Raw genomic sequence first — 18,544 nt, 5'->3', positions numbered from 1 at the left:
CGCTTAACCGTCCATCAGACGCGTACGAATCTCCGGCCATAGAAGGTAGCGCGTCTAGGTCTTTTGCACTGCATGCGTCGGATACCCGCTCGCAAGTCATGTCACAGTTATGACCCTCGCAGCACTACAGCCGCTTCTTGAATGGCGTATGTGCCTCCAGTTCCCCGATGTGCTCGTCCATCGCTGCCGTCTCCTGGTCCAGGAATTCACTGATGGCGTGAGCAAACCTCTTGTCGGCAATCCAGTGCGCGGACCACGTTGCCGTTGGAAGCAGTCCACGCGACATCTTGTGCACGCCCTGAGCACCACCCTCGAAGCTGTTGAGACCATTTACGATGCAGTATTCGATGCCCTGCATGTAGCAGGCCTCGAAGTGCAGGCCAGAAACAAACTCCTTTGTGCCCCAGTACCGCCCGTACATGGTGTCCCCGTCGACGATGTTGAGCGCGCACGCGAGCCGTCGGCCATCGACCTCAGCGACGACAAGGAAGATGGCATCAGGCATCGTCGAGTGTATCTGTTCGAAGAACTCCCGCGTGAGGTATGGCGGGTTCCAGTGTTCGCGATAGGTGTTCTCGTAACACTCGTAGAAAAAGTCGAGCGCCGTATCATCCACATCAGCACCCCGCAGCCACTTAAAGGTCACCCCAGCGTCCATCACTTTGCGCCGGTCCTGCTTCACCTTCTTGCGCTTGTCATGGGACATCTTCGACAGGAAAGCGTCGAAGCTTTCATAACCGAAATTTTCCCAGTGGAACTGGACACCTTCCCTCAGCATGTAGCCAGCCTCGGTCAGCGCCTCAAGGTCCGCCTCGCGAGGAAACAACACATGCAGCGACGACACCTCCATCTGCTTGGCCAGCTGCACTGCCCCACGTGCCAGTAGCACCCGGTCCGCGTGCGTGGGCGCCAGCAGGCGCGGGCCGGTCACCGGCGAAAATGGCACGGCAGAGAGCAATTTGGGGTAGTACCGCAACCCGTGCCTCTTGAAGGCATCTGCCCAGGCGTGGTCAAAGACGTATTCGCCGCGCGAGTGGGACTTCAAGTACACGGGCATCGCGCCGGCGAGCTCGCGCCCACGCCGCATCAACATGAAATAAGGCTGCCAGCCGGTATGCACTGACGCGCATGCGGTGTCATGCATTGCGGACAAGAATTCGTGCTGCACAAACGGATTGCCTTGGGCGAGTTCGTTCCACTCGTCCGCCGGGACCTCCGAGATTGAATCCACTACGTGGATTTCGACTTTGCTGCTCACCTTGGCTTCGCTCCTGAACGCCCCAACCGCAGATAGCGGCGGAAACCGGCATTGTCGCCGATACTGAGAAAGTCTTCAGGAGGCGCTGCACGTCAACAACTCCGAGCCCTTTCTCGAACATTCGAATGCGCCACCCAGACCGCCCGCGTTGCGACGCTCGACATTGGAGCGCCGGTAAAATCGCCCGCTCACGAAAGCGAACGCGATTGTTCGTCAAGAGCAGCGGGACGCGGCTACAGAGTGCCTATCTGGTCGAACTCATCACTCTGCCGAAGCGACGCGCTCGCTGGAACCTTGGAACATCCCACAGCCAAACCGCTCACCAAGTGTCAGTACGTTCCCGCACTGTGATGCAGGATATCCTCAACGTTTCTACAAATATTGGCGTGGACAACATGTATGCACCCGCCACGCAGTGGTCAGCGAATAGAACTGACTCCGCAGCGGTATTCCGCTTTACGGTAACCGCGCACAAATCGACCCTAACGTCGCTTTGTAAGTCAGCAATGCGCCGTGAGCGTTTACGGGGATGTCCTTTCCAATTCGGTTTCCTAAACTCAACAAAGATTGCCGCACTGCAAGCAAGCATATTATTTCTTCAGACGAATATTGCGAGCGGAGCGAAAACGGGTGTTGCAGGTATTGAAATGACACGGAAAGTTTTGGACGCTCAATACAATCATTCAAGTCACTGGTTGGCAGCTTACTGATACGGTCAAGAATCCCGAGGCAGACCAATGCACAATACGGATGTATTTTTGAGCGCAAAAGTACAATTGAAGCAAAACACACATTCAGATAGGATGAAGCGCTCTATTTTGCTAGAGAAGCGAAAAATAATACTTATGGGCGGTGCGCCCGCGCAAGCACGGCTAGGCTTAATCGGAAGTCAAACATGGTGCCCGCCGGAAGGAGACGAGCGATGACCGAAGACACCGTTGGCCGTTCGTCTCCTGCAAATGCCCCCATTTCAGAACTCGCGCAGCGGCGTACGACACGGGAGCCGGAAGAAGGAATGGCCCTTTGCTTGTCCGGTGGTGGTTACAGAGCCATGCTGTTTCATACCGGCACCCTTTGGCGCCTCCATGAGGTTGGACTACTGAGCCAATTGAAGCGCGTATCGAGCGTTTCCGGAGGGTCCATAGTTGCAGCACTCCTTGGACTGAAATGGAAGACGATTTATAGCCCCGACGCACCTACCGATGCATTCGCAACAGAGCTAGTAGAGCCAATTCGCAAGTTCGCACACGTTACCGTCGACTATGCGGCTATAGGCAAGAGCATTCTCTTTCCAGGGTCGACAAGTGAATACGTAGCTGACGCTTATACCAAACATCTTTACGGAACCGCCACCCTGCAGGCGCTTCCTGACGACCCGCCCAGATTCGTTATCAACGCGACAAACGTTCAGTCCGGTGCGTTGTGGCGCTTTTCCAAGCCCTATATGCGAGACCATCTCGTGGGACAGGTCCTCTGTCCCACTGTGTCCTTGGCCGACGCCGTCGCAGCATCGTCCGCATTCCCACCGTTTCTATCACCGGCCCGGCTTAACGGGTTTGGGTTTAAATGGGCACCCGCATCCGGCGAGCCCCTTCATAGACCGCCGTTCACGACAGAAATCTATCTGACTGACGGGGGCGTGTACGACAATCTCGGACTTGAGACCGCGTGGAAACGTTACAGGACGCTACTGGTAAGCGATGGGGGACAAAAGATGACGCCAAACGACGTCCCAAACCAAGACTGGCCACACCACGCTACGCGAATTCTAGATGTAGTCGACAACCAAGTCCGCTCGTTACGGAAACGTCAGCTACTTAGCTCTTTTATTGAAGGCACACGTCAAGGGGCCTATTGGAGCATCCGCAGCGATATCAAAGAGTACCAGGTGCCTTGTCTACCATGTCCACTAGACCGTACCAAGCAACTCGCTGACATACCCACCCGACTCGGCGACACGGACGACAAGACGCAAGAGCGCCTAATCAACTGGGGGTACGCAGTGTGCGACGCTGCGTTGCGAAAATGGGTGGACCCCGGCATCGGAGCTGCCACCAAATTCCCGTATGACCGTTCACCTGTGTAGGGCAATTTTAGTGCGCGCCTACCGAAGGTGACGGCTCCAAAGCGAGAATAGTGCCGTCGTTCCCTGCCTCAATGGAGAGTCATGTGGACCAGTTCCAGCAACTTAATGCGGCGATACTTCTGGGCGCAACCGATTTCCCCCAATTTTTAAGCCTCCCTAGAGTCGCCGAATTCGCAACGGCGTCGCGGATGTTTCGGCATTATTTGCTGAGCCCGCTCGGGCTAGGAGTATCTCCCAGAAACGTTCTCGACCTTTTTAACAGCCATGAAAACAATACAACACAGATAAATGCAGTCGAGCGTCTCGTGCACCGGATGCAGGAGACTAGTAGAAGCACGAACCATATCCTAAACATTTTCGTTCATTATGTCGGATACGCCGCCGTTGACCAGGATAAAGTCTCCCTCTGCATAGCGGCTACAAAGGAGAAATACATCGCCCTGACTTCCCTAGGTCTTGATGCGCTTTCAAGCGTTATATACAGGTCTGCGCCGCAAAGCCAACGTTTCTTCATCCTCGACGCGCGAGTTGGGCGAGGCGCCGCGATGGGAATGGCGACGTGGAACGGACCTTTCCACACGCTCAAGCCCCTGAAAGGTGAAGTCGTGTTGACTCCCCCCAGCGAATATTCGTTCCGCTCTGTGCCCGAAGACGAAGGCACCTTGTTCACGACGTTTTTAGTTAAGGCGCTCGTTCGCGGCAAAGAGAACGGACATGATTATTTGACGTTAAACGAGGTACTCGAAGTAGTGGAGGACTACGGTCTCGAACATTACCCACGTTTTCGACCCGAGAAGAATTTTCAGCATGGTGACACTGCGGCGGAAGCGCGTGTTTTTCGGAATGCAGCTGCTGCACGACACTCCCTAGCAACGGATATCGACCGAGATGTCGCAGCAGAAAAAATAAAAAGTTGGAAACTGGAAGAACACTCTATCCCGAGAAATCCTTCCACGCTACGCGCGCTTGCAAAGTCATTTGTGGAACGGCTGAGACGGGGCCTACGAGCCGTCCCACTGGGCACAAAATACTCATCGCCACGAAGTCCCGCGACATTAGAGAATGACAACAATGAGGGTGCGTCCCGCTTTGTACTGCTGGAATTGTCGGCGCGCATTCACAAACGTTGGGAGCACGCCTCTTCAAGTATCCAACCTTCGTCGAAGTATCGGGCGGCGATATTCATTGGCCAGAATCGGGACAGCGTACTAGCACCCGAGCACCCTTTCGATGAGACGGAATTGCCTGTCGCAGAAATCGAGCATCCTCTCACGGTCGTCTTCACACCCCTTTGGCATGACGCTGACGGTTCACCAGCCGCCCCTCAAGCCAGGACTATTGTATTGCCTCGCATCGGCGATAGCTCACGAGCAGTCTTCGATTTCAAGAGCCCCGCACCGCTGATTAGTACGATGGCGCGCATCATTGTGTTACATCAAAATCGCATCCTCCAGACCTTACTCCTAACCGCCGATATCAAAAGAGACGGTACGGCACGTCTCGAACTCGCTGTTGAAAGCATCGTATCGTCGGATTTTGGTGAGAAAACGGTGTCACCAAAGTTCGATGCAGCACTGCTTGTCAACGATTCGCCGCTGGGAGGTTCCACTGCGCTGACTGCTATAACGCCAAGCTCAGCGACATTCTTTGTGCCGGAAGGGTTAGACATTCTTCTGTCTGATATCCGAAATGACCTCAGCACCCTGAACGTAGCGGCCGACGAGGACTCCGAATCGATAGCAAGCCTTGACGACGACCGAATGTGCTCACTTTTACATTCGCTGGCGATGCGAGGTGCAGCGCTAGCCATTACGCTCAAACGACAGACCCAAATGGAGCCGTTTCTTGCTGCACCCAGAATACAGGTCATTGAAGGAGCTTCGGGACAATATTTCCCAATCGAATTTGTCTATAACGGCCGCGCGCCGATGAAGGGAGCGAAGCGCTGTACGAATGCGATTGCCGCTTTGCGCGACTTATCCGTGCACGCAACCTGTCCGAACCGCGACGATGCCGAATGGGTCTGTCCCGCAGCGTTTTGGGGATTTTCACGATGTATTGAGCGACAACCTACGGATGGACGGCTTGAATATCGCCTTTCACAACCGCTACTTGAGCGAGACTACCTTCAGCCGATGAAGAGTGCTCTGCTCGCCGCAAGCAAGCGTGTCCGTCTGTCCGACATCGAGGCACCGAAAGGCGTGGCGTCGGTGTTAAGTGATGCGGGCATTAGTGTCGAACGCGCCTCTTCATGGATTGAATGGCAACAAAAAATCAAGACAGAGGCGCCCGCCTTGCTAGTGCTGTTGCCGCACTCACTAGAATCTTTAACGACCCCTCATTTTCCTGCACTCGAAATTAGCGGGGACACCATCGAGTCAGTACATATGGACGAGGGCTACGTGAGATGTTCATCTCTGAGCACTCCGATTGTCTTGCTGCTTGGATGTAGCAATGCCCTTCCGCAGATTCCATTCTTAAGCGTCGTGCGCGAGTTTAGATACCGTGGTGCCGCGATAACAATCGGAACGGTGGCAACCATTCGAGGCAGGCAGACAGTCGAGTTCGTTCGAGAGCTACTTGCCGAGTTAAAGGCCGCTGCCTCGGAAGAGCGCACTTTTGATGAAGTATTTCTTCTCGTGAAGCAAAGAATGTTGGCCAACGGAAATCCATTCGTCCTGAGCCTGGTAGCGTACGGGAACACAGGTTGGCGGATTCATCATTGAGGTAGAGCCATGTTTAGAATTCACATGCTGCCAGCGGACCATGGAGATTGCCTTTGGCTTGAGTATGGCGTCCAGTCCGCGCCCAAGGTTATTCTGATTGATGCTGGTGCCGTTAGCGCGTGGCCGCGACTCAAAGCGAAGATAAATGAGGAGAAACAGAAGCGCGGCGGACAGCTTCATCTGGAGTTGTTCGTGGTAACTCATGTCGATGCTGACCAAATTGGCGGAGCGGTTAAGTTTTTGGGAGAAGCGAGCGGCCTGGGTGTGACTTTCGGCAACGTGTGGTTCAACGGCTACTTTCGCCTTGATAACAATGCACCGCCAGAGCGCGACGATATCCTTGGAGCCAAGCAAGGCGAGCGGCTAGCCTCACTTACGGTAAGCATACCTGCACACAGCTGCTCCCAACCAAACCCTTCAGTGGAACGAGCCCGAGCACGCCAAACCTATAACTGGAATGTGTGCGTGGATTCCCTCCAATGCCACGCCATGCCACAGTTAAGGCGTAGCCGCCGCTACAACTTGCCACGACTGGACTTTTTGTAGGTCAACGATACCGGGTCAGCGTTTACAAGGGTGACCTTTCCATCCGGATTTCCTAGACTTCGTTGAAGATACCCTCCAGATATCAGCCGGCCATTTCGTCAGACAAAAAAATCCCGCCTGAGCCGCCTATATTTTTATAAGTGAGCCGCAATGAGATGCAATCATGAGTAATGCGCTCTTTGGCCCAATCGTCGAGCAGTTAAGCGAAGTCGATTTAGGTCGAGCCCTTACGACCATTGGCCTCTTTTATCCGAGCTGGGAACAGCGTCGAACAATTGATGCATTGATTGCCGCGAACGCATCAAATTTCCATAGGGTCGCTGCTGGCGAATCGACGAAGAACAATGTCGAAATGAGCCTTCAAATTGCAAATCTCCAAGCCTACGTAAACGCTAGATTGACGGGGAAGTTATTTGAGTCTGGCGGGCCAGGCAAGCTTTGGCTGAAGAGATGGGCTACCTTGTTTTCAGGTGCGCGTTGCCCAATTCGTTATTGTCTAGACCTCAGGGGGGAGAAAACTGACCCGTCTTTGGCCATTGATATAGACGCATTGATGCAAGTTCTTAGCCGGTCGTCAACTGACTGCGTTGGTGTATATGCCGCCTGGCCTCCTGAGCACCTCGATTTAGCCTGGCACTGGCCATTGCGGCTGGGTTTCTTGCCTGGCGTAGGTATAACAATGTTACGGCGTGAACTCGAGAGTTCACAGTTTCGACGCTACTTCAGCATTTTTGAAATGAACGAGCGCTCTCCCGAATGCGATATGCTAATCATGCCAATGCGCCTCGAACGCGCGGTATCGGTAGCTGCGCGTAACACAGGACTAAGCGCAAGTGCCATCGTCGTCTTTAGCGAATCCTTGACTTCGTGGCCCCTCAACGAGCTATCACTCTCGTTCCTTCGTCGGAAATTCCAAGCCGGTTCAGTATCGTTTTCCGTTGTCCCAGCCGGTGAACGGGGTGTTTGGTTAGAAACCGTGCTCGCAGCCTTGTCTGAGGACACAACGCTAGACGTAGCCTTGTATAGCGCCTCCCTCGGTCAAGAACGTGAGAAGCAGCGCAAAGAGTTTCCAACTCTCGCACAGCTTAATCCTGTGGATTTGCCTCCGCCCCTTGTGTTTGCCTATCGCCAATTTCTCGATGGAGCACGGGGTTCGATAACCGCCAAGCGCATAGTTAAAACATACCGTCACGTTGAAGGTCAACAACCTCCGGTGGTCGAGCAATACGGACGACTCAAGTCGGCTCAGGAAGTCTCCGTTAAATGGCATCCCGACTTGGTTGCCACGCTGAGCGCTCATTTGCAGGAAATCGCCGGCGCCGCATTCAATCTCACGCCAATCGAGGTGCGCCCGGAACGAACGACCTTAGAGGTAGGTCGAGCCGCCCACTCACAGACACAAACTCGACGGCGCAATAGACGACTTCTACGTAAAACTACAGATACCGGTGAGCACGAACCACTCCGTGCTGGGGTCCGATTGGAGCACATCGGTGCGGCACAAATGGCCGCCAGAGACTCCGTAGATTTCTCAACCCTCGGGGTATCTTACCTACACAAACCAGACCGTCTAATTACGTTGAAGGATTTGTTTGGTGACTTTAGCGAACCTATTGAACCCGCTGTTGCCAGTGAACGTCGATATGTCTCACTGGAGTTGTCCAAACGACTGAGTCAAAGACACCATGAACGCGCCCGAAGAATGCGTCCCTCAACGAAGTATCGTGCTGAGATATTCATCGGGCCAATTCGAGTTGGCACGCTGGCCGCTACGCGCCCATTCGACGACGCGCTGTTGCCTGCAGAACAATCCGAGCATCGCCTAATGGTCGTGTTCATACCGCTTTGGTCTCAATCTGACGGGTCGCGTACCGAACCTCAAACACGGACCATCGCCTTGCCTCGCACGGGCGACAGCTCAAGGGCTGTCTTTAATTTTATGAGCCCCGCAATGCTCACTAGTACGATGGCGCGTCTCATCGTGCTACATCAAAATCGCGTCCTTCAGACCGTACTCGTCATGGCCGACATCGATAAGGACGGTGCAGCAAGACTTCTACTCACTGTCGAAAGCTACGTGTCGCCAGATTTCGGCGAAGAAACAGTGTCCCCCCACTTCGACGCTGCCCTGATTGTGAGCGACGCTGCTGGGGACAGTAGCACGGCCTTAACAGCGATTACGCCGGCCTCAGCTACCTTTTTCGTCCCAGAGGGACTCGATGTTCTTCTCGCAGATATTCGAAATGACCTTAGTGCGTTGAATGCGCCAGCCAATGCGGATGAGGAACCGATAACAGGTCTCGATGACGACAGAATGTGCAAACTTGTACACTCACTGGCCATGCGTGGCGCCGGATTGGCGAAGGAACTGAGACGTCAGGCGCAATTGGGGTCGCTCCTTGTCGCACCAAAGATACAAGTAATCGAGTCAGCGTCCGGCGCCTATTTCCCAATCGAGTTCATTTATGATGGCCCGGCACCCGCACCGCTAGCCAAGCGATGTGTGTACGGACTTGAGGCGCTTCTGGATTCCTCAGTGCATGCACGCTGCCCAAATCGGGCCGATGGCAAAACAATCTGTCTCTCTGCCTTTTGGGGATTTTCGCGATGCATTGAGCGCCAGCCTTCCGACGGCCGACCCGAATACCGCCTTTCTCAGCCTCTTCCGAAGCAAGACTTTCTTCAGCCGTTGACGAGTGCCCTGCTCGCCGCAAGCAAGCGGGTTCGCCCGCTTGACCTAGACGCACCGAGGGGCGTTGCGTCTGTGCTAAGTGATGCAGGTGTCAGCGTCGAGCGTGCATCTTCATGGGTCGAGTGGCAAAGTAAAATCGCAGCCGGAGCTCCGGCCTTGTTAGTACTTTTGCCGCACTCTCTTGAGTCATTGACCACTCCCCATCTCCCTGCGCTCGAGATTAGCGGAGACACCATTGAGTCGGTGCGAATGGATGAAGGTTACGTAAGATGTTCTTCCCTTGGCACCCCGATTGTCTTACTGCTTGGATGCAGCAATGCACTTCCGCAGATTCCATTCCTAAGTTTCGTGCGCGAATTTCGATTCAACGGTGCCGCAATCACAATTGGTACGCTGGCGACCATTCGGGGCAGGCAGACGGTTGACTTTATTCGTGAACTAATCACCGAGTTGCAGGCGGCTTCCTCGGCGGAGCGCACTTTTGATGAAGTATTTCTTCTCGTCAAGCAAAGAATGTTGGCCAACGGAAATCCTTTCGTCCTTAGCCTGGTAGCGTACGGAAACACAGGTTGGCGGATTCATCATTGAGGTGGAGTTATGTTAAAAATTCACATGCTACCGGCTGACCATGGAGATTGCCTTTGGCTTGAGTATGGCGTCCAGTCCGCGCCCAAGGTGATTCTGATTGATGCTGGTCCAGTTAGCGCGTGGCCGCGACTCAAAGCGAAGATAAACGAGGAGAAGCGGAAGCGCGGCGGAAAGCTCCATTTGGAGTTGTTTGTAGTAACCCATGTCGATGCTGACCATATTGGCGGAGCCGTCAAGTTTTTGGAGGAAGCGAGTGGCCTGGGTGTGACGTTCGGCGATGTGTGGTTCAACGGCTACTTTCATCTTGACAACAAGGTGCCCCCACCACGCGACGATATCCTTGGAGCCAAGCAAGGCGAGCAATTGTCAGCACTGATTGACGGCTGGGGATTGCCCTGGAACAAGGCGTTCGATTCCAAAGCCGTGATGGTGCAGGACGACGGCCAGCTACCGACCGCTTCTTTCGGTCAAATGAAACTCACCCTTTTGTCGCCGACCCTCGAAAAACTACAGGACCTCAAACCGAAATGGGAAGCCGAAATCGCGAAGGCAGGTCTAGTGCCCGGCGACGCATATGAAGCCCGCGATGTGGAGTGGGATACTTCGGTCGCGGGTAGGGAGGAAGACGACCTGCTGGGCGATGACATTGAGCGTCTCGCGGAGAGCGTGTTCAAAGGGGACGCGGCCGAAGCAAATGGCTCAAGCATTGCGTTTCTGGCCGAATATGCTGGGAATGCCGTCCTATTCGGCGCAGACGCGCACACCGACGTACTGATGAAAAGTCTAGGACGACTCCCAAATATGAGGTCGGGTACGCTTGCGATTTCGGCGTTCAAGCTTCCTCATCATGGAAGCCGGAACAATATCGACAGCCTCCTGCTGAAAGCCGTGCCGGCTAAACACTACCTAGTATCAACGAGTGGTGCACAATTCAGGCACCCACACCCTGAGGCGATTGCGCGAATCGCCGTGTACGGCCCACATAAAAAAACACTGCATTTCAACTACCGAACCGAATTCAACGAACAGTGGGACAGCGCCTCGTGGAAATCGAACTGGAACTATTCCACGGCATTTGGAGCATCGGACATCGGGTTAATCGTATCTCTGTAAAGAAGCCTACCCATCGAGATGTGGCGGCCGCTATATGCCAACCTGTGCCCCCCGTTCTCCCGAGCGACGACACACAATCAACAGATGTCTGCCGCTGATTCGCTGTAAGGCCGTTAGCGGCGCTACGGAGCTATCATGCCCCCCACCAAGCCAGCCTACGGGCGGCTGAACTATGAAGACGCAGCGCGGATTCTGACAACGATTGGCGCGCTCTACCCTCTGTCCCTCGGAGCCGATTCGGCCGGCAGCCAAATAGCCGGCGGAACCCCGGACGCGCGCGGATTAGCGGGCCCCGAGGACGGAATCGAACTGACCATCGAGTTGCGCAACATTCGGAGGTACGTTTCCGATTGCCTGTCTCGCGAATCCGCCATCCCATTCCTGTCGAGACAGGAAGAAAAGTCATCTTGGCTTAAGCGATGGCAAGAGCTTTTCCCCGTGTCGCCATCAGACATCCGCTATTGCCTACGACCCGGTGATTCTCTCCTCTCGTCGGATGTGAATAGCGCTCTACTCCGGATTACCGATATTCTTCACAATACTTCCACAAAGTGTCGGGGCATTCACTGGGAATTAGAGGTCGACCAGGCCAGACGCTTTGAATGGTGTTGGCCACCGCGCGTGGCAGTCGCAACGGGAAAGGCAACCGAACATTTGCGCCCTGAGCTAGAACGCTGCGCAACCCGGCACCTAATTGAACTCGTCGACTTTACCAACAACAACGATACTTGCGACATCATCATATTCCCATCGGACTTTTCCGACGCTCTTTCATTCACCAAGCGGGTTTATCCCGGCATGGCGAACGTACTGCTGGTGATTGGCGAAGACTCGAGCGCATGGTCCGCTCAACCTTGGGGGTTGTCCATTTTGCTTCGGCACTTCGGGGCCGCCGCGCTGGCCATCTGCAATGTGCCGGTTGGAAGGAGAGAAGCTTGGCTTGACCAAGTACTGCGAGAGAGCTCACACGATTCGACTCTGGATGTGGCCCTGTACGCCGCAACGAAACACACATCAATTCAAGTCGTACTCGGATTCACACAGTTTCTAGACGCCGCTCGCTTTTCACTTTCCAAAACGCCCATAAGCGTCCAACCAGCGACCGCACTTCGCCCCGATTCGAGCTCCAAGTCTATATACGTATCGCCACCTGAAAAAAAACGTGGCGATGACAATGAGACCCCGCTCTACATTTCCCCTTTGTTTGCCATTCGTACAATCGTAGAGCACGATTTCTGGTCAGAAGACCGATTTCATTCTCGGTATCCGGTCCCACCCGTCGCTACTTCCGCCTCGTCACGTGCCGAACACTCGTCACGAACTGCCGCCTCGTCGCCGGCCACAGCCTCGTCAGTTCCCGCAGTCCCGTTACCTCGCACAATGCCGTCACGTCCCCGGCCGCCGAACCCTAGCGAAGACTGGCCATTTCCCACGGGTTCAAGGCCTCCCGCAAACGAGGCGCCTCAGGCGGCTCCGCGCGGCGGTACCGGTAGTTTGCTAGGCTCAATTGCTGCCACTGGACTGCACGTCATTGGCATTGGCGCAAAGGCGACCATCCATCTGGGGTCAAAGACTGTAGACGGTCTGAAGCGGGCGAAGAAGGCACTGACCGGTGAAACTGCAAGCGTCGAGATGAAAACCGACGGAATAAAAATAGACACATTTGGTCTGTCGAGCGAGGAGGCAAGGGCAATTGTTCTCGCTACGCTGGAAGAGACCGAAGAACCTGAGCCGCCGCGTTTTGTTCTCCTCGAAGTTTCCGAAAGCGTCTCCGACGACTGGCAGGTAACCGACTTCTTGATTTGGCCTTCGAGGTTTTACCGTGCCAACCTTTTCATTGGTCCGGCGAGAGCAGGTGCGTTGGCGGCCGACGAACCATTTAACGAAGAGGCGCTCCCGCCAGCCGACTTGACATATCATTTAACGGTCGTGTTTATCCCGCTATGGAAAGACGCCCAGGGCGCGCGTCCCCCGACCCAAACGCAGACAATCGAGTTGCCCCGGACGGGCGACAGCACCTCTGCAACCTTTGACTTTTGGACGCCAGCGACGTTGATAAGCAGTATGGGCAGAGTCGTTTTCCTGCACGAAAATCGGGTCCTGCAGACGCTGCTCATCACGGCCGGCTTGCTCGATGACGCATCTGGTCGGGTCACTTTGGTTGTTGAGAGCGTTGTATCCAAGGATTTCGGTGAGCAGACGTTAGCGCCCGCGTTTGAAGCCGCTCTGGTCGTCAGCGACTCATCGGACGACGGACCCTCGCTTACCGCGATTACGCCCGGCTCGGCGAGTTTTTTCGTTCCGGAAGGCCTTGGCGTGATTATTTCCGACATTCGCAAGGAACTCGGTGCGCTCAATGCCCAGTCCGATGACACTGCGGAGCCATTCAGCGGACTTGACGATGGGCGGATACGCGACCTCTTGTATGCCCTCGCGATGCGCGGCGCGGGGATGGCGAAAGAACTGGCGCGCCAAAAGCAATTGGGGCCATTCCTCGCGGCGCCACGGATACAGGTCATTGAAGCGGCATCTGGGACCTACTTCCCACTCGAATTCATTTACGACGGCCCAGCGCCCGCGCCCGGAGCCATAAGATGTGAGCATGCACTCGACGCACTGCTGGACTTTTCGATTCATCCCAATTGCCCCAACCGCCGAGGCGCCGACCGCATTTGTCCGGCTGCATTCTGGGGATTTTCCCGCTGCGTCGAGCGTCAACCTTCAGACGGGCGGCCCGGCTATCAGCTGTCGCAACCCCAGGCGGGGCAGGATTCGCTGCAACCACTAAACAACGCGTTGCTCGCTGCCAGCACCCGCGTTCGTCAATTGGACCTCGAAGCTCCTGACGGCGTGACATCTATCCTGACCGGAGCCGGCGTGGCAGTAGCACGCGCCGCGTCTTGGGAGGATTGGAAAGCCAAGATTAGCTCCGAGTCTCCATCGTTGTTGGTCTTGCTGCCACATTCCCTAGAGTCGATGCGTGTGGCACATTTGCCAGCACTTGAGATAAGTGGCGACTACATTGAATCCGTGCGACTCGATGAAGGCTATGTCCGCAGCGGCTCTACCGGCGCGCCGGTTGTGCTGTTACTCGGCTGCAGCACAACGCTTCCTGAGGTACCTTTCCTGAATTTCGTTCGTGAGTTCAGATTCAATGGCGCCGCAGTAACGATAGGAACTCTGGCGACCATCAGAGGTCGACAGACCGTAGAATTTATCCGCGAATTGCTGGTCGAGTTAAAAGCAGTGGCCACCGAAGAGCGCACCTTCGATGAAGTGCTCCTACTGGTCAAGCGCCGCATGCTAGCGAAAGGCAATCCTCTTGTTCTAAGTCTTGTCGCCTATGGTGACACCGGGTGGAAGGTCAGACCTTGAAAATGGGCAGACCTCAAACCAGCGTATGTCCTAGCGAACAGGGCGACGACTTGAAGTCAGTATTGGCAGTAGGCTTCTCGGCTTGACTGGATTTCGTTGCGTATCACTGTCTGGATTACAGAACTCCGAAATCACCGCTTACGCACGCTGTGCCACTGCGAGATTCGATAGTTCAAGGCCCTCGTCTTAGTACGCCGTACATCTGGTGGTCAACCACAGTTCTACCTCACTGGCAGGCCATCGCATCATGCGCCGGTCCGCCAGTTGTGCTCGCGGCGGTAGCCGCCACGGCGCACGCCTCGCATTGCGGACAATTGTTTCTGCTTTCAAGCCGAGCCGCTCGGCTAGTTCGTGCACATCGAGATAGGTTTGCATGTGCTGTAGCCAATGAAAACCCGTATAGCGATGCACCTTTAAACGGCCTTTCCCGGCAAGTCTGGATACGCCGGGGCGTGCCCAAAAGGCTATGAAGGTCCGTCCCAATGGCAAACGACTCTCTCCTCGATGCTATGCAGGAGAGTGACGCCAACTCCGCTATCACCCTGACCGACCTACCGCTCTGAGTACCTCCAGACGAACTCGCCACAGAAATCCACGAATCTCATGGCGACTTCATGTACCGCCATAGCCACTGTGTCGGCTCGGGCTGACGCGTCGCTACGTTGCGGGACCTTCCACAGGTCAGGGACAACAACAATTTTGTCCACTACTTCGTCTGTCATTTTGAAATACTAAAGCCAACAGTTACTTCCACGTATGATGTACGAAACGCGACCGGTCGCGAGGCTTGCCGGTCGAGCAATGGCCCGCTCAATCAGCGCTCCGGGCTTGTTCACATCCAGTCCCTAGGATGGTCACATCAAAGCATTTCCGTCAGCGAGCACGTTCCACTCGTCCATTGGGACCTCGGCTTCGTTCCTGAACACCTTCCCGCAGATAGTGGCGGCAATCAACATTGTCGGTGATACTTGAGAAGTGTTCAGGAGAAGTCGCCGGGCAGGTGTCTGAAACCATTTCTCGACCTGCCACGGCATGCACACGCGACCGCGTGAGGCACGTCCCATTGTCAGGGAGGACGGGGGCGGCGCGCATCGGTCAGGCAAACGGACGTAATTGTTCGTCGAGAGCGGCAAGGTGCGCCCGAAGTGCATCGACTCGGCCGAGGTCTTCTCGCTGGCGATAGAGTGCAGCCGCCGGTGAAGCAGTATGTTCCGACGCCAGCCTACCTGACCCACCGTGGATATCTGGGTATTCATTCAGCGGACGAATGTCGAAACCTCGAATTGTGAGCCCGGCAGGGGACCGCTGCTGCACAGCCATACGTCGAGTCGCCGACGGGACCCTTCCATTATCCGGTCGCTCCACCTGTGCCGATAACGTGTCCCGAGCGGTACGTTTTACGTAGTAGTCTAGTGTGGAGTGGGAGCTGTGTCCCAATACCTCTCCGAGCTCTCGGAGTCGCATTCCGGTCGTCATTCCCCAATATAATGCAATCGCCTGACGCCGCCTCGCGTCCCTCACAAAGGACTCTCGCGCTTCAGTCTTGCTGCCTTCGTTCATCCTTGCCTCCCAGTCGATAGTCTTACCGTTCTGACGATTCTCAACCGCATCTCGTGCCGCCCCTCAGCAATCGTCCATAGGGCGGAGACGCGCTAAGGCACGAAGGCAAGCATTTACAGCCGGCCTGCCATAACTGCCTAGGCTCGCTCCGCTACTCAACCGCGTCCTGCAGTCTAAGCTGCAATTCGACCGCCGGCACATAGCTCCCGCACCTCTCGAGCTCGAAATAAACATATGCGAAGTAATCGCCGTCCGCGAGCGCTTCATCGAGCAGCGTGCGGGCGTATCCCCTGTCTGCCCCCGGCCAGCCACCGCGCAAATGCAAAAAAGGCAGTGCACTTTTGCATGATGGGTCTTTGCCCTTCACTAATTCGTAGTACCTTGCCGCCATCTACAATCGATTCAACGGGAAGATGTTCTTGTTTCGTGGGTCCTCTAAAGCGGCGGCAAGGTGAAAGGCCGCCTCCGGGCGACCGAGGCGGTACGCCGATTCATAAAGTTGTAGCGCCCTTTTCATATCTCGAGCGGCCCCACGACCCAACAGATAATTGTCGGCCAAGAGCACTGACGCCTCCGCAATATCGTCGCAGGTACTTCCCATGTCGTGCAGCACCCGCATAAGAATCTGATGGGCCTTGTCGTAGTCCCGGCGACTCTTCCTTCCTGTTGACAGCAATTTTGCGACGCAAACCCGCGCGCGTGCGTACCCAAGGTATGCCGCATCTTGCAACAGCATTTGCCCAGGTACCTCATCGACCACGCGGCCCTGCTTCATCATCACTTCACCAATATGCGCCAACTGGCACGCGCATATATCGTTCGATTCAGCGGCCGTAACCGCGAGCTCGTACAGCGTTTCCACGTCGGCCTGCCCGTCCTCTCCATAACCCTCGAGCATCGGGGAAATTAACTCGTCGTAAACATAGTCCGACATGATTTTTGCCCCTAGCCCATTGAAGGAACCGCGCACGCACAGTCCTCGAACAAGGTAGGACGCCCGCTCCATTGCCGCCTCACCTCCGCGAGCCCTCATCACCTCAACCTCGGCTCGAACAGCTACCCCCACGTCAAGAATAGGCAGCCCTACAGAAAGTTCAAGCCTCATCGAATCAAGGATGACTGAACGTTATCGGTTGACCCACGCGCCTTGCCCCATCGCATGGCGCAGATTTGGCTTCTGCATAACAATCTCGCCATCTCAGATGTTACAGTTGCTCTCTCGACCGATAGCAAGTGTATAAATACTACGCATACCTGATTTAATTTTGAACGACAGTACTTTGTTTTCCACTGGCTCATCAATTTCCCTTCCCAGTAATGGACTACTCTATCGATGAATTGCTAACATCGAAACACTTTGAGAAGGAGCGCGCGAAATTGAAACCACTTGACCTGCCGGATATGCGCTTTTCGGCATGGACCCCATGGAGACACAGACAACGCCTCGCTGAAGAGTTCGACGTTCCACTGGAATTTGGGCTCTATGGAATTTACCTGCTTGCCACAGACGACGTTGACCACCTAACATCCAACGACTCGGACGACCGGCATCTTCATCCAGCGGTAATGTATGTCGGCATGTCGACGCATGTGGACCGTCGAATCGACCGCCATCACCAAGCAGTCGTCGACTACGCCACCTCAACCGGCGATGTGAGGAAGGCGAAGCTACGTTACTCGATGTGGCAATCAGATTGGAACACCTACGGCGACGAGAAACAGAGAACTTACGCTAAAGCTTTAGTCGCGTTGTGTGAACGAGCGCTGCTGTTCTCATATGTAGAAGCCTACGGTCGCTTGCCCGTGCTGAATCGCATGTAGCTCGGTCCTAGCCACCGCGCCTCGCGCGAGGGCTCGGGCGAACACTCCAGGGTTGAGCGTGGGCGTCGGGCCGCTACGTCGCAGGATTGGACTTGCCCAGAATCTTGTAGATGTCGAGCAAGCCGCGTTTTTGCGGATGTCAGCGACGACCAGCAGGAATAGGCGAACTCGAGGCCGTACAGGCATGGCGCTGCGCGGTGCGGCCGGCCTGCCTGCGCGCATTACCTGATGAGGCTACGGCCGGGGCAGCAGCCGAACTCCGCTATTCTCATCCACGCGACGAAACTCGACGTCGCTGAACGAGCGCGCCGTCCCGGTGATGGTGATGTCGGCGTAGGCGACATAGCGTTGCTTAAGCGTGTCCACTCTCGCGAGCATCACCTCCCGCTCGTCGGCTTTGGCCGACAAGCCCCCCACCTTCTCGCGGATATGCTTCAATTCCTCGGCATCGCCAGCCTTTGCCCAAGCCTCACTGATGAATATCACACAGTTGGCCTCCTCTCCAGAGGCGGTGCTGCGTATGCGATGGAGCGACTGTTGTTTCAGGTGACTGTCGCTAAAGTCCAGAGCGAGCGGCTGTACTTGACCGGCGTTCGGCAGCACGAGGAACGCCAAGGGGGCGAGCTTATGACCGTCTTCTAACGTTTTACGTGCTGTGGACAGGATATGGTCGACCAGCGCTGCGAGCGGTTCGGGTAGAGTGCCGAGTTTGTTCTGTATCATTTTCTATCTTATGGTCTCTGCGATGGTCAGATTATACCCGGCGGCGCGCAAGAGAA

Annotated in this window: 10 protein-coding genes; 7 read left to right on the top strand and 3 right to left on the bottom strand. The window is 55.3% G+C overall.

The window, feature by feature from the left end:
* Positions 1-124: 124 nt before the first annotated feature.
* A complete protein-coding gene (locus tag OKW37_RS08655) occupies positions 125-1,258 on the bottom strand; it encodes a GNAT family N-acetyltransferase (protein ID WP_429406979.1) in 1,134 nt (377 codons plus the stop codon).
* A 922-nt stretch (positions 1,259-2,180) separates the two neighbouring features.
* Here OKW37_RS08655 and OKW37_RS08650 point away from each other — a divergent pair.
* From OKW37_RS08650 to OKW37_RS08625, 6 genes are all read left to right on the top strand, one after another.
* Positions 2,181-3,344: a patatin-like phospholipase family protein gene (locus OKW37_RS08650; protein WP_429406981.1), complete on the top strand. Its 1,164-nt coding sequence runs from the start codon at positions 2,181-2,183 to the stop codon at positions 3,342-3,344.
* A gap of 83 nt (positions 3,345-3,427) precedes the next feature.
* Entirely contained in the window at positions 3,428-6,070 is a 2,643-nt protein-coding gene (locus tag OKW37_RS08645) for a hypothetical protein (RefSeq protein ID WP_429406983.1), read from the top strand.
* 9 nt (positions 6,071-6,079) lie between these two features.
* On the top strand, positions 6,080-6,616 hold the full coding sequence (locus OKW37_RS08640; RefSeq protein ID WP_429406985.1) for a hypothetical protein: 537 nt from the start codon (positions 6,080-6,082) through the stop codon (positions 6,614-6,616).
* A gap of 163 nt (positions 6,617-6,779) precedes the next feature.
* On the top strand, positions 6,780-9,896 hold the full coding sequence (locus tag OKW37_RS08635) for a hypothetical protein (protein ID WP_429509798.1): 3,117 nt from the start codon (positions 6,780-6,782) through the stop codon (positions 9,894-9,896).
* Positions 9,897-9,905: 9 nt separating this feature from the next.
* Positions 9,906-11,009: a ComEC/Rec2 family competence protein gene (locus OKW37_RS08630; RefSeq protein ID WP_429406991.1), complete on the top strand. Its 1,104-nt coding sequence runs from the start codon at positions 9,906-9,908 to the stop codon at positions 11,007-11,009.
* A gap of 135 nt (positions 11,010-11,144) precedes the next feature.
* A complete protein-coding gene (locus tag OKW37_RS08625) occupies positions 11,145-14,384 on the top strand; it encodes a hypothetical protein (RefSeq protein ID WP_429406992.1) in 3,240 nt (1,079 codons plus the stop codon).
* A 1,951-nt stretch (positions 14,385-16,335) separates the two neighbouring features.
* Here OKW37_RS08625 and OKW37_RS08620 read toward each other — a convergent pair.
* Positions 16,336-16,878 (bottom strand): hypothetical protein, encoded by a 543-nt coding sequence (locus OKW37_RS08620; RefSeq protein ID WP_429406994.1) that lies wholly within the window; start codon positions 16,876-16,878, stop codon positions 16,336-16,338.
* A 443-nt stretch (positions 16,879-17,321) separates the two neighbouring features.
* On the opposite strand from OKW37_RS08620, the gene OKW37_RS08615 reads away from it, so the two are divergent.
* Positions 17,322-17,765 (top strand): hypothetical protein, encoded by a 444-nt coding sequence (locus tag OKW37_RS08615; RefSeq protein ID WP_429406996.1) that lies wholly within the window; start codon positions 17,322-17,324, stop codon positions 17,763-17,765.
* Between the two features lie 234 nt (positions 17,766-17,999).
* Here OKW37_RS08615 and OKW37_RS08610 read toward each other — a convergent pair whose 3' ends face one another.
* Positions 18,000-18,488, bottom strand: a complete 489-nt coding sequence (locus tag OKW37_RS08610; RefSeq protein WP_429406998.1) for a hypothetical protein — start codon at positions 18,486-18,488, stop codon at positions 18,000-18,002.
* Between the last annotated feature and the right edge of the window lie 56 nt (positions 18,489-18,544).

This window comes from Paraburkholderia sp. MM5482-R2 (assembly GCF_050436125.1).
Lineage (GTDB): Bacteria > Pseudomonadota > Gammaproteobacteria > Burkholderiales > Burkholderiaceae > Paraburkholderia > Paraburkholderia tuberum.
Note: the sequence above shows the minus strand (reverse complement) of the source record. Positions and strands in the feature narration are given on the sequence as shown.

Coding starts and splice junctions, on each gene's coding strand:
- OKW37_RS08610 (WP_429406998.1), bottom strand. CDS start 18,488: ATGATACAGAACAAACTCGGCACTCTACCCGAACCGCTCGCAGCGCTG.
- OKW37_RS08630 (WP_429406991.1), top strand. CDS start 9,906: ATGTTAAAAATTCACATGCTACCGGCTGACCATGGAGATTGCCTTTGG.
- OKW37_RS08640 (WP_429406985.1), top strand. CDS start 6,080: ATGTTTAGAATTCACATGCTGCCAGCGGACCATGGAGATTGCCTTTGG.
- OKW37_RS08650 (WP_429406981.1), top strand. CDS start 2,181: ATGACCGAAGACACCGTTGGCCGTTCGTCTCCTGCAAATGCCCCCATT.
- OKW37_RS08625 (WP_429406992.1), top strand. CDS start 11,145: ATGCCCCCCACCAAGCCAGCCTACGGGCGGCTGAACTATGAAGACGCA.
- OKW37_RS08635 (WP_429509798.1), top strand. CDS start 6,780: ATGAGTAATGCGCTCTTTGGCCCAATCGTCGAGCAGTTAAGCGAAGTC.
- OKW37_RS08620 (WP_429406994.1), bottom strand. CDS start 16,878: ATGTCGGACTATGTTTACGACGAGTTAATTTCCCCGATGCTCGAGGGT.